This is a genomic window from Paenibacillus sp. JJ1722 (assembly GCF_048282685.1).
In the GTDB taxonomy this organism is placed as follows: domain Bacteria; phylum Bacillota; class Bacilli; order Paenibacillales; family Paenibacillaceae; genus Paenibacillus; species Paenibacillus polymyxa_B.
This window is the reverse complement of sequence record NZ_CP182500.1, coordinates 2,972,606-2,985,880: the sequence shown is the minus strand read 5'-3', so window position 1 is coordinate 2,985,880 and position 13,275 is coordinate 2,972,606. Positions and strand designations below refer to the sequence as shown.

At 38.7% G+C, this 13,275-nt stretch carries 11 protein-coding genes and 1 pseudogene; 4 read left to right on the top strand and 8 right to left on the bottom strand.

Features of this window, described 5'->3' with window-relative positions; genetic code table 11:
• Positions 1 to 190: 190 nt before the first annotated feature.
• Together ACM1ND_RS13185 and ACM1ND_RS13180 are read right to left on the bottom strand one after the other, a co-directional pair.
• On the bottom strand, positions 191 to 535 hold the full coding sequence (locus ACM1ND_RS13185) for a hypothetical protein (protein WP_418027903.1): 345 nt from the start codon (positions 533 to 535) through the stop codon (positions 191 to 193).
• Between the two features lie 63 nt (positions 536 to 598).
• Positions 599 to 907, bottom strand: a complete 309-nt coding sequence (locus ACM1ND_RS13180) for a transposase (protein WP_418028029.1) — start codon at positions 905 to 907, stop codon at positions 599 to 601.
• A 104-nt stretch (positions 908 to 1,011) separates the two neighbouring features.
• Between ACM1ND_RS13180 and ACM1ND_RS13175 the strand changes: the two genes are divergently transcribed.
• From ACM1ND_RS13175 to xerS, 3 genes are all read left to right on the top strand, one after another.
• Positions 1,012 to 2,685 (top strand): S41 family peptidase, encoded by a 1,674-nt coding sequence (locus ACM1ND_RS13175; RefSeq protein ID WP_418027901.1) that lies wholly within the window; start codon positions 1,012 to 1,014, stop codon positions 2,683 to 2,685.
• A 251-nt stretch (positions 2,686 to 2,936) separates the two neighbouring features.
• Positions 2,937 to 3,059, top strand: a complete 123-nt coding sequence (locus ACM1ND_RS13170) for a hypothetical protein (RefSeq protein WP_418027899.1) — start codon at positions 2,937 to 2,939, stop codon at positions 3,057 to 3,059.
• Between the two features lie 335 nt (positions 3,060 to 3,394).
• Positions 3,395 to 4,465: a tyrosine recombinase XerS gene (gene xerS / locus ACM1ND_RS13165; protein ID WP_103048581.1), complete on the top strand. Its 1,071-nt coding sequence runs from the start codon at positions 3,395 to 3,397 to the stop codon at positions 4,463 to 4,465.
• A 352-nt stretch (positions 4,466 to 4,817) separates the two neighbouring features.
• On the opposite strand, the gene ACM1ND_RS13160 is transcribed toward xerS, so the two are convergent.
• Both ACM1ND_RS13160 and ACM1ND_RS13155 read right to left on the bottom strand, forming a co-directional pair.
• A complete protein-coding gene (locus ACM1ND_RS13160) occupies positions 4,818 to 5,126 on the bottom strand; it encodes a hypothetical protein (RefSeq protein ID WP_068938394.1) in 309 nt (102 codons plus the stop codon).
• A gap of 332 nt (positions 5,127 to 5,458) precedes the next feature.
• Entirely contained in the window at positions 5,459 to 6,373 is a 915-nt protein-coding gene (locus ACM1ND_RS13155; RefSeq protein ID WP_053325483.1) for a helix-turn-helix domain-containing protein, read from the bottom strand.
• Positions 6,374 to 6,871: 498 nt separating this feature from the next.
• Here ACM1ND_RS13155 and ACM1ND_RS13150 point away from each other — a divergent pair.
• Positions 6,872 to 8,328: pseudogene (locus tag ACM1ND_RS13150) on the top strand (DHA2 family efflux MFS transporter permease subunit).
• 318 nt (positions 8,329 to 8,646) lie between these two features.
• Here ACM1ND_RS13150 and ACM1ND_RS13145 read toward each other — a convergent pair.
• The 4 genes from ACM1ND_RS13145 to ACM1ND_RS13130 all read right to left on the bottom strand — a co-directional run bounded on the left by ACM1ND_RS13145 (position 8,647) and on the right by ACM1ND_RS13130 (position 12,699).
• A complete protein-coding gene (locus ACM1ND_RS13145) occupies positions 8,647 to 9,909 on the bottom strand; it encodes an acyl-CoA dehydrogenase family protein (protein ID WP_068938396.1) in 1,263 nt (420 codons plus the stop codon).
• 280 nt (positions 9,910 to 10,189) lie between these two features.
• On the bottom strand, positions 10,190 to 10,450 hold the full coding sequence (locus ACM1ND_RS13140) for a hypothetical protein (RefSeq protein WP_023988693.1): 261 nt from the start codon (positions 10,448 to 10,450) through the stop codon (positions 10,190 to 10,192).
• A 140-nt stretch (positions 10,451 to 10,590) separates the two neighbouring features.
• Positions 10,591 to 12,000 (bottom strand): DHA2 family efflux MFS transporter permease subunit, encoded by a 1,410-nt coding sequence (locus ACM1ND_RS13135; RefSeq protein WP_081326325.1) that lies wholly within the window; start codon positions 11,998 to 12,000, stop codon positions 10,591 to 10,593.
• A gap of 471 nt (positions 12,001 to 12,471) precedes the next feature.
• A complete protein-coding gene (locus ACM1ND_RS13130) occupies positions 12,472 to 12,699 on the bottom strand; it encodes an FtsX-like permease family protein (protein WP_226887817.1) in 228 nt (75 codons plus the stop codon).
• Positions 12,700 to 13,275 lie beyond the last annotated feature (576 nt).

The window sequence follows — 13,275 nt, the reverse complement described above, 5'->3', positions numbered from 1 at the left end:
TACTTCGACATGCAGAAGCAAAATTCTTACCATTTTTTCCTAATATTTTGTTCAACTTATATAGATGTATTGATTTTGAGTAGTATGAAAACTACTTATTGGACAGCCCCAAGGTAGTGCGTAACTCTTCTGCTGGAGCAGGGAAAAGGAAGACACTAAATGAACGGATACCCTTGTAGGTGCAGACCAGTTAACCGTTCTGAACCGTTAACGGACAATCACTAACAGCTACCGTGTGCTGACCCCACAGGTTAAACCGGTACGTCAGCAGTGCTTCCTGACGGGTCAATGTAATGAATCGGATCTGCTTACCCTCGGCGGTACGAAAGACGATTCCATTGTTTTTACCGGTGTCCGGATAAATGACGTAAGCGTGATCACTCTCACGCACTTCTCCGTCAGCTGCCTGCAGTCCGGTAATCTTTGGAAGGAACTGTTCGTTCATATAGGTTTTTTTGCCGACCGGATTAGAGCCGCCATGGTTCATATAATAGCCGAGCATATTGCTTCCGCTAGCAAGCTTGATTAAAGTCATGGCTTCCACGCTGGCTGCGGGAACAAATGAATGCCGGTCAACAAAAAATAGACCGCAGTTAGTTTATAACCTGAGGAGGGGACGATCTATCGTTTCTAAGGGCTGCTTGTTGATTCGCTTCATAAATTGACTTAAAAGAAGCCTAATCTTATAAAATTTTTCAAAAAAGATGTTGTTCACCACATCGGATTTAAGCCACAGCCAAAGCCCTTCAACTGGGTTGAGATTTGGACTGTAAGGCGGTAGAAAGACCAGTTGTAGCCGCGGATGTTCCTTTAAAAATAATTGTAACTCTGTAGCGTGATGTATCCGACTGTTGTCCAAAATTAAAGCCATTTTTCCACTTGGATAGGCAGTGTATTGCCTATCCATATGTTGGTGCAGGTGGGCAATGGGCATTGGTATAATTCCTCACTAAATTACAAATCTTATCGCTAAAGAAACATTTCATGAATACAAAAATGGAGGGAGAATTAATGGCATTTTTAATTGAAACTTTTGAGCCAATTATTGAAGGAGCTATCACACTTGCTAATTTTAATGAGACATTTAATGAGCTCACATTAGAGGAGCGGAGAAAAGTCGTAGACCAAGCAATCGTCATGATTGAGTCGATCTATGTTCACCTTCCGCAAAAGAAAGCTATATATGCAATAGATCCGGTACAAAATTTAAAAAATTTACGCCGTCAATTACATGTCCTTACAGAGCGTGAATTCCACAGCGAAATGATAAAGATTTTTAAACAATTGCGTGATCGACATACAAATTATTTCTTGCCAGCTCCATATAATAAGTTTTCTGCTTTTTTGCCATTTTTAATGAAGGAATACTATGATGCCGATAATGAACGCCACTACATCGTTACTGATCTGACTGATGGCGTTAATCATGAAACTTTTGTTATAGGTGTCGAAATCACAGATTGGAATGGAGTTCCGATTGATCAAGCAGTAGCTTTAAATGCAGAGCGTGAAGATGGTAGTAATAAAGCAGCTCGGCATGTACGAGGATTAGACGCCATGACTGTTCGGCCAATGCTTAAATTCTTACCCCCGGACGAACATTGGGTCATAATCGGTTATCGCAGTAATAATCAAAACTACAAGATCCAAATCCCTTGGCAAGTTAAAGAGTTTATCCCGGACGTTTGTATAAATCCCCCTGTAACCGAACAGTTTGTGGCTGATTACGGGATAGATCTTACTTTAGATCTTACTAATAGTATTAGAAAAACCTTATTTGCAAGAAACACCACTGAATTAATTAAAAAGACAGCAGATTATAAGAACAATACCAACAATAAAGAATCAGAAGTTTTCTTTAAAAGTAACAGTCGTTACCCGTGCACCTTTCAATTTCGAACAATAGAAACCTCACAAGGTGAACTTGGATACCTACGTATCTGGAGCTTTATGGATCCTGAGCCCGAACCCTTTCTTTACGAGGTTATTCGTATATTAGAGCTATTACCGCAAAAAGGTCTAATTATTGACGTTAGACGTAACGGAGGAGGCTATATCAGTAATGGCGAACGTATGCTCCAATTATTTAGTTCCAACCGAGTTGACGCCGAAAGGATGCACTTTATTAACAAGGAAATAACCCTTGCAATTGCAAATTCAGACTTTAATGACGGGAACTATAACAAATGGGCAAAATCCATTGAGTTATCTACGGTTACAGGTTCAGTTTATTCTTTAGGCCTACCATTAGAATCTCCTGATCTAACTAACAGCATTGGGAGACGCTATAAAGGCGACACTGTTTTAATCACAGATGCAAGCTGTTACAGTACAACAGATATATTTATTGCGGGATTTCAGGACAATAATATCGGGAAAATTCTAGGGGTCGATGATAATACTGGGGCAGGTGGCGCTTCTGTTGTTACCCATGAACATTTAAAAGATATATTATTTAAGTCTGACTTCCCTTTACAGAAGCTCCCTAACGATATTAAAATGCGAGTTGCTCTCCTTCAGTCAAGACGTGTAGGTGACAATACAGGTTTACCCCTTGAAGACTTAGGGACTCAACCAGATGTAATTCATAGGATGACACGAGACGATGTACTACATGATAACCGTGACCTTATTGCAGCTGCAGCTAAGTTACTGCTTCAATCTTCCGTACAAATTTATTCTTAAGTCAAAGAAGTGAATGTATTGGTGATTTGGCCGTCATTCATTATGGAGCCAGTAAAGGCCGCAAGAAAACATGTCTGAAAGCAGAAACAAGGCCCTGATAAGAGGGCCTTGTTTTTGTTGTCAGAAGAAAACCATACGCTATGCGTATGGTTCAGGAGAGCTTCAAGCGATGTATCAAAAAAAATTCCTCCCTAGTGTTACAATAAATTTGGTTCGCCAACCGAATTAATCGAACAAAAGGAGGAATACAGATGTCATCTGATGTGAACAGTTTAGCTGAAGTTGAAAGTAGCTTTACTCCTAAAATCGGTTGTGAGTTTTTTTTAAATGGTCTTGGAGCATCAGGGCGAGGCATCCAAATGGAATTAAAATAAATAGATTAACTGACTTCAAAGATGAAATCATACGTCCCGGCACGAATATCCATGGATTATCAAAAAGATTTTGAACTGATTAGTTGTGTAGGTTCTTATATAAAGAAACATGATTATTGAAAACAACTCATATGAGTTGTTTTTTATGGCCCGAAAGGGACTTTGTCGGCAATGGGACCAAGTTCTTGTCCTACAAGGGACTATGTTCTTGTCCTCGGACACTTTTGTCCGCTGTTATAAACAACAAGATAACTCAGGCTTTATAATTACGTAAAATACCTATTTGACGAATAATTATTGAGAGATTATAATTACATAAGGAGGTTAGTATAAATATGGATAAGCAAATGAAATTACACTATATGAACCGCGTTGATGAGAAACTGTCTGAACTACCTTGGTTCGTTACGGAATTTATAGATAGTAAAAAACGCAAGCTTTCACCTACAACACTTCTTAATTATTGTCACGATTATATTATATTTTTTGATTGGTTAGTTACAGAAAACTTTACCGCAGACAGCCGCAAAAACATTAATTTAGTCACTTTAGAGAAACTAACCATTCGTGAAGTGGAAAATTTCTTATCATTTTTGGAGTATCAACTTGGCAATACTAAGCTAACCATTAACCGTAAATTGTCATCACTAAAATCCTTATTTGATTACTTACAGAACAAGGCTGAAACAAGTGACCTAAAGCCATATATCCAGCGCAATGTTATGGCCAAAATGGATTTAAATGTGGTTAAAGAAAGCCAAGAAACCATTGCCAATCGTATTGATGGGAAAATTCTCAGAGAAGACGATTTTGAATCGTTTAGGCTATTTGTAGCCCATGATTACGGAGAAATCAATAAAGAGAATAAACGTATTTTCAATTTCCATCAATTTAACCGTGAACGAGATACAGCCATTGTTTCCCTCATTTTAGGATCAGGTCTTAGGCTCTCTGAGGTAGCAGGCATTAACATTGAAGATCTGGATATGACTAAAGCTTTAGTGAGGGTTATACGCAAAGGTAATAAAGAACAATATGTGTATTTCAGCAAGCAAGCTCTACTGGATTTAGAAAATTATCTGCAGATCAGAGAATCTAGATATATCCCAGAAAAAAACGAACCCTTTTTGTTTATTGCAGCTCCCATAGGTCGTAAAGGAAAAAGCAGACGCTTAACTCAGCGATCCATAGAGAAACTGATCGAAAAATATGCTACAGCTTTTGGAAAACCAGCTTTAACCGTGCATTCTCTGAGACATTCATTTGCAACGCGTTATCACTTAGAGAATAATGATGTACCCAGATTAAAAAATCAGTTAGGACATTCTTCAATACAAACGACAATGATCTATACACATTTAACTGATGAAGAAATGCGAAACGCGGTTAATAATATGGATAAGTGATGTAAACCTTGATAGAGAACAAAAGTAATTTATAACTACTTGTAATAATAATTTTGTTCTGAAAATGTGACAACAAGTTTATGCCTTCCGAAGAGAATGACAACAAGTTTACCCCTCACGAGGAAAGTGACAACAAGTTTATACCTTTCAAGAAGAATGATACCAAAAATATGGAGTTCAAAAATATTATTAGGCTTGTTCCAACAAAAGTCATATAAGAAAAGGGGTAAACTTGTTGTCACTGGACAAGAAAAGTTTTTTAGGGATCGTGCTGTTATGCGTTTCTCTATATACATATTCACAAAACTCGTATTTTGTACATATGTATATAAATCGGTTTTACCCCTTGTTTTTAAGGTTTTTGCCGTTCTTGTTGATTGACACAAATCTCCCCTCGTTTTTGACACCAAAGCAAGGCAATCGTTGTAGATAGAATACTGAATAAAGTTACCTTTCCTGTACCAAATCTATGCAATAATCTACTTGCAAATAAACTGGATACAACAGTACAAAACGAGACCGTTAACGATATATAACCTGCCATTTCTGTTGCGGCGCCGATATCAAATTTCATAATGGACCATGCACTGCCAAGTAAGGCATCTGGCAGTCCGAGACCTATAAATACGAGGTAAATAACTATAAGTAGTACCGTAACCATCTTCGTTCTCTCCTTAATTTGTGTGGAATCTTTAATTGTGCGTTTTCTGTGTCTTGCCGGAACAATATGTCCGGACCAGTTCGTATTCCTCTGTTAAGCCTCTATTTTATTCTTTCAAGAAAACTACAATATATTTGTTTGAACATTTCTTCCTCTTCATACTCAATTAATTTCAAAAGTCTGATAATTAGTAAATCCCTAAACCAACGATTCAAGATACGATCTTCTCCTTTTTAAACTTCTTATTTTATATTATCGCTACACTTAAATCGAAAAAGAATGAGTTGCCAAGAAAACAGGCTAATCACATATTTTTAGCAGAAAATTACATGCTATTCCTTCAACCCCTCCTCTCTTCGCTTAAACTGTTGTCTAAACTCCGACGGTGGGAGTCCAAACCGAAGTTTGAACACTTTGGAAAAGTGAGCAACGCTTTCGAACCCAGTAGTGAAACAGACATCGGTAGCAGACAGTGACGTCTCTAACAGTAACTTCTTAGCTTTATCCAACCTCCTATTGCGAATCCATTTCAACGGTGAGGTATGATATATTGCCTGAAACTCCCGTTTGAACGTTGACAGGCTTCTACCAGACAAATAAGCCAGATCATTGAGGGATACGGGATTTGTGAAATTTTCTTCCATAATCTTATCGATACTACTGTTCCTATCATGGTTAGATAGTTGCAACAGTTGATATTGAAAATGATCATTTGAGTCTACCAGGTGAAATAGAAGTTCCATTAACTTGATCCGAACGAGTGCATCTCTAACATCGTCTGGGTTGTCGAAATAGGGTTTTAAAGACTCAATGTAAGATAGAGTGAGGTCATTAACCTTAATAATGGATACAGGAACTTCACCGTTCACTGGATAAATCGGTTTTAAACCAGCGAATTGGACAAATTCCTCAACCAATTTCTCATTCAGGAAAAACATCATATAATCAAGCATGTATTCAGAACCGGGTTCCCCTGATTTCTCGTATTCAACCAGCATAGACTTGTTAATAAACACCATTTCATTGCTCCGGACGATATACTCTTGATCTCTAAAACGTACCGTGTAAATGCCCGATTTAACAAACAACAAAAGATGTTCCTTCAGGAAGCATGTTCCTATATCACCTTGTGTATGCAAATAAAATTTAATGACGGATAACCCGTTCTGCTTTAGACTTCCTTTTTTATCTGGTGCACTTTCCAGCTCTTGCGGAGCTTTGATCAACTTGCTAGTTCTCATGGACATTAGGAAGCCCCCTTTTTCTCCTACATCACAATAAGGATAATTTCGTAATTAGTTAATAGAACTGGAATTGACTTCCCTGAGATTTAGTTGGATTTCCATCCGTAAGGTCTTGCGTTCTAACTTTACCTATAAGATAACAGGAAACAGTAATAGATACTTTACTCCTAGGCTCAGATCATTTGTTCATTTAGCTCAAAATTTAATAAGAGCGCAATACCTCATGTCGTAATCCTAACTCTCTAAATATGTTAGCTGAGCTATAAATGCATTCAAATCAAGTTCTGTTCTTCTCGGATGTCATATCATAATCCTCCTTGGTATGTATTAAAAAGCTATTAATTTCATCGGAACCCTGCTGTTCATTTTGTATTGTGAGATCAATATTTCATCTTTTAAGAATTTCAGTATAATGATTATTTTTTTCGAAAACTTGCATGATTATCCTCAAATGTATATCTAGTCTACATTTGTAGACGATGTGAAAAGGGAGAATACTTAATGAGTACCGCCGGTGTCGTTATTTCAAGCAGCAAGATCGATTTATACAAAATCAAAAGAACTCCGATATTGGTAGCATTAGTTATAGGTGCTTTTATAGCAATTCTTAGTGAAACTTTGTTAAGCAATGCATTGCCTGAACTGATGCAGGAATTTGGAGTGACAGCTTCAACCATTCAATGGCTTACTACCGCTTATATGCTTGTCGTCGGCGTACTAGTTCCAGTACAGCGGTGATGCAGCAATGGATATCAACCAAGCAGTTATTTACAGCAGCAATGGTTACGTTTCTTGCTGGAACCTTGATTGCGGCATTTGCTCCAACATTCAGTTTTCTACTCACAGGTAGGATTGTACAGGCATTTGGTACGGGGCTTATGATGCCTCTGATGATGAATACGATATTGATTATCTTCCCGCCGGAAAAACGCGGTGCTGCAATGGGCCTGATGGGTCTAGTGATCATGTCTGCCCCAGCACTTGGACCTACGCTTTCAGGTGTTATTATCGATTCATTAAACTGGCGCTGGTTATTCTACATCCTCATTCCCTTGGCTATGATTTCTATTTTTGTAGGAGTGAAATACCTGACCAATGTTATGGAAATCACCAAGCCCAAGATTGATATTCTATCCATCATTTTATCTACACTCGGCTTTGGTGGCATTGTTTATAGTTTCAGTAAATCCGGTGATCTTGGATGGTCAAATCCGGAAGTTTACTGGACGCTAAGTGTTGCTTGTTTGTCATTGGCGTGGTTTATCTTCAGACAACTAAGGATCAAAAATCCGATTCTTAATTTGCGCACCTTTAAGTACCCTATATTTGCCTTGATGGTTGTGCTGATGATCACCATGATGATGAGTATGTTCTCCACGATGGCACTACTGCCTATGTATTTGCAGGGAGTATTACTACTTACAGCCTTTAAATCAGGTATTATTATGCTTCCTGGTAGTATTATAAACAGTTTGATGGGACCTATTTCCGGAAAACTGTTTGATATTTTCGGGCCGCGGGTCGTCATTGTTCCATGAGTGGTCATCGTTGCATTTGCAATGTGGATGTTTACAGGAATTGATGCTTCGACTACCACAACGTATATTATCCTAATGCATTCTATATTCTTAGTGGGAGTATCCCTTGTGTTGATGCCAGTGTAAACCCCTGGACTGAACAGTTACCCAAAGAATTATATCCTCACTGTACGCCATTTGCTGCAAATGGCAGGGGCCTTAGGTACCGCTTTGCTTATCAGCAAAATGTTTTCGGCTCAAAGCAAGTGTTTGGCCGATTCTGCAGAGATAGTTGCTTTTTCGGTTGCATGCTTGTAAGGAGTCTATGCACTGGGACTCATACTTTCAGTAATATCCATTATAGTAGAACTCTTCATCATACGTTTTAGGAAGCAAAGTACAATTACTATTCAAGAGAAACTGCACCCCAGTTTCTCTTGAATAGTAATAATCACATAACTTAGTATCATAACCAATTTCACAATTTTGAGTTTAACTTAGTATTTTTTAAGCGCTTCAGAATTAATCTCGAAATTCATTTATTATTTTTGTGGTATATGTTTTAGGAACAGCAACGTCTTTCATTTTCTTTACCGTGTTGTGAAGTAAAGAATAATGGATTTAACTTTACCTTTATTCTAGGAACAATGTGACAATATTTTACCAGACAATATACAAATAAGAAGCTACTGATCTGGGAAATCAGTGGCTTCTTATTCATGTAATAGACTTATTCTGACTTAGCTTGTCGTTAGTTCCTTATACTAGCTCCTTTTTATGAGTATCTCTTATTACATGTGTACTGCTTAGCGTTACAATATGCTGTGGTTCCAGCCCTAGAAGCACTCTTCCGTACAGTTCCATGCAAGTAGAAGCTGTGGTAAACGCATGATTAGCCCCACCACGAATATCGCGGAATATTTGGGATAGTCGGTTCGAATCCAGTATTACACTTCCGCCGCTTTCGACCACTAACATTTCAACGGCTTCCCAACATAACATTGCCGCATATCCAATATCCGTTTGAACCCGCGCGAAGTTTTGTTGATCTAGGAGCTCACAGTTCTTTTCATAAGTCTCTAGAATTTCAACGGATCGATGGATATGAAGATGAGCAGATTCGATCTTCATGGCTGCCAGTCCTACCTTGTACTGGATATGTCCAATTTCTGCCTGGGATTTGTGGATTGTCATGGCTATTCCCTTATGGGGTGCCTTTTCAACAAAGTGTTCCAACGCTCCTCTTGCAAGTCCCAGAATTGTGCTAATTCCTGTTGTGAGACTGGTTATCAAAAATAAATAAGGTTTGAATCTGTCTTCGCCTTTTAGATGCTGCAGCATGCTTTCATCAACTTGCTCTGCATCCTCATAAGCGACAAACTCATCAGAAATAAAAACATCATTCATTTCCAAACTGTTACTTGCCGATCCTTTTAGGCTCATCGTGTGCCAATCATCAATAATTTTAATTTCATCCATGGGAACAACAGCAAGCTGCATTTTGGGATCTTGCTGCATTCCACTCGCATCCTTTAAATTTAACAATGCATGTGTTGCATGCTTAGACCCGGAACCAAAGGCCCAACGACCATACTCAACCAGATAACCTCCCTCAACTTTCCTCACCACTGTTTTGATGGCTTGAAGTACCGAGCAGAATCTCACTTCGTTGACTTGATTGAAGATTTTACTCACCACATTTGAGAGTAGTAGCTGGGATGCACTATAGTTATTTCCATTTAAATTTTGAATCACCCATCCAACAGAACCATTGCCTTTCGCAACTTCAGAGACAATTTCAATCATTGCCCTTATGCTAACTTCAAATCCACCATATTTCTTCGGTGTTCTGAGCTTAAAAAGTCCTGCACTTGAAAGCTTTTCGATAACTTCTTCCGGTATGTGCATGTTTTTATCAATTTCCGTACCATATTCCTTTAAGAATGGAACTAATTCCGTAGCATTCTGAAGAAGTTTTTGCTCTTCATTGGTAAGTGAAATTACTTTACTTAGGTTTGACATTCCAAACACTCTCCTCTTTACACGTATTAGATTTTAATATGGATCATGATATAAAAGACTCTTAAACTATTCTTATATCGATACAATTCAATTTCGGGTTATTCATCCTCGCGCTATATCTCATCATCATGTACCTCAATAAACTTCTAGTTATTTGGAAGACAGTACTTTAAAATAAAAAATATGACGACGAAGAGGATAATCTCGTTGCATTATTTTGATCATCCGTCCTTTAACCTCAACGATTTCAACAGAACCATCTTTGTGTTCCATGTAGAAATCAGGTGTATACACACGTTTTTTTATACTTCTTGCCACAGTGTTCCACAGCCTGCATGATCTCAAAGGTTTTATGAAGCTCTAGCTTATGAAGGTAACCTGCAATAATTAAAGGAACAACCCGCTTATTATAGAAGCGCTCCTCCGCTTGGCTATCAAATGTAAGACGTTGAGTAGGTAAAGGCTCCCGAGGCGGTTCTCGAATTTTCACATGAGGGTTCGATGTAAGGAATTCTATGAGATCGGCTTCAGACATATGCATAGACTCACCTCTTCTTCATTTGCGATGTTCACCCTCCAACAAATGAAATAGAAGAGCGAATAGATAATCGTAAATAATCTATTCGCTCTTACACCTTTTAATAAATCTGTGGTTGAATCAACAATGCTTCTTGAGAAGCATTATGACCAATCGGAGTCTCCTGACCACTTTTGGACTTTCACTCGTCTAACAAATACGCCAAGAACAAGGCCGGCAAGGGCAACAAACATCACGAAGAATAATGCGTTCTGCATACCAGCCGTCAAAGCCAATGTTGCATTAGCCGGGTTTGAAGGATCAGCAACATTGTTCATAAAGTCTCCTACTCCGCTTGTCATGACACTAACCGCCATAGCAATCCCGATCGCTCCTGCAATTTGCTGCAGCGTGTTCATAATAGCCGTACCATCCGGGTACATCTCAGCAGGTAGCTGATTCAGACCATTCGTCTGAGCAGGCATCCACACCATAATAATTCCAACCATCAGACAGGTATGCAAGACGACAATCAAAGCGATTGACGATGCAACCGTAATATCAGAATAGAACCATAGGGTGGCCGCAGTTAGAATTAGACCAGGAACTACCAAAAACTTAGGTCCGAATTTGTCAAAGAGCGACCCAACAACAGGAGAAAGCACAGCTGAAATGATGCTGCCTGGAAGAAGAGTCAATCCAGCTGTCAAAGCACTTAATTCAAGAACACGAATCAAAAACATAGGAAGAACAAACATCGCTGCAAGATCAACACTCATACAAATGAATACTAGCGCCGTACCGATGGCAAACATCGGGTTTTTAAGTGTTCTTACGTTCATAAGAGGTTCTTTCATGTTCAGTTGTCGAATGACAAATAGTATCAATGCAACAACACCGGCGATCAGAGATACAATGACTACAGGGTTACCCCAGCCATGATCTCCTTCTCCAGCAGTACTAATACCGTAAACCAATCCGCCAAAACCAATTGTCGACAAAACCAGAGAGTAAATATCAATACGTGGTTTAGTTATTGGTGCTACATTTTTTATAAATGTAACGCCTATCACCAAAGCAACCACCAGAGTCATTAACGATACCCAGAATATCCAGTGCCAGCTCAGATTATCAATCAATAGACCTGAGGTGGTTGGACCTAAAGCAGGTCCCGCTGTGAACACAAGAGTGACCAGCCCCATCGCTTTTCCGCGTTTCTCGGCTGGGAATATAATGAGAGCAGTATTAAACATCAAAGGAAAGAGCAGGGCTGCTCCAGCAGCTTGAAGTATCCTTCCTAATAGCAATATATCGAAACTTCCCGCCATAGCACCTATTGCTGACCCTACGATTGAAATAATGACTGATGTCAGGAAAAGTTGCCTCGTTGTAAACCACTGTATCAATAATCCTGAAAGGGGAACTAAAATTCCCAGTGTGAGTAAATAACCACTTGATAACCACTGGACCGTGGACTCCGTAATTGCAAACTGATTAATTAAATCGCTGATAGCGATATTAATTGCTGTTTCATTAAACGTACCTATGATACCTGCAAGCATTAATGCGAACATTATGGGTAAAACTTTAACATTTGGGACCTTTTGCTCTTCTGAAATAGTTCCTGATTGCAAAACCTTCACTCCTCTGTGTCTTTCTAATTTTCACTGCATAGCATAAACAAAGCATTACAGAATACCTTTACTTAGAAATAATGTTTACCAGAACCGCCATGACAGGTAGCGCATTGTGTTATGTGTATATGTAAACCTCCTCTTGCATACTTATCTCATTCTCTCTCCAAATCTGTAGAGGAGAACTTTCAACTTTTTGATAATAACACACGCATGTCAAGTCCCCCCTAAACCAAAGGAAAAGTCAACCCCCTTTTTTTTGAATCTCTAAAACAAAAAAAGCCGCGATCTATGCGACTTTCTAAGTGATAATCTATTTTATAGTTATCTACGTTTCCTTTCTCAAAGCCTCAACGATACTCGTTTGATTTAATCGATACATCGGCCAAACTGTAGCAACGAGCGTTGTTGCTATGGCACCTGCACAAGCAAGAACAATGCTGCCCCTAGAATCGTCCAACCTACATCGACAGCACCTTTGAAGAGACGATGTATACCATAGCTCAATACTGTTCCGAGTATACTACCGTATACCGCAGCGTATAGGCCGTAAAATACGCCTTCCAACAGAATCATTTTCTTTACATTACGTTGTGTCATGCCGAGGGCTTTAAGAACTGCAAATTCTTTGGTACGCAGAATGACATTGTGCTGACGGTGTTCAGTATATTCAGGAATGCAATCAGGACAATGACACCAATAAATCCATATAAAAAGATCCTGGCGGTTGTCGCGTCGTTCTTGGCTTGAGCAAGTTGCTCCACTTTATCTGTTTAACTGTACCCCTTCTATAATTTTATTCTAATACACGTTATTAATGGGGAAACGTTCCTACAATTGATTTTCTTTGTCACCTCTCCGTTTACCCGTGTTTCCAAAGTATAAGCTACAAGATAGAAACTTTGCTTAGATAATTATCTAATCCGCAATGACAAAATGTTCTTGTCCCGCGACAAATGTCTACATCACTTTGGGCACACTATTTTACGTAATTACATATGAGAATATAGTTACATTATTTTTGGATCAATCTACTAGTAAGGATTTTATATCATTAGTTATATCAGATGTTAGCAGCTCATAGCCGTACCGTCCCCCGCTGAATCACTACTGAAATATTTAAAGAACGATTTAACAGGCACCCCATATGATTAAAGGGTGCCTGTTTTAAATTCATTATTTTTAGCTGGCTTTGTGTTACACTTTTTAACCAAC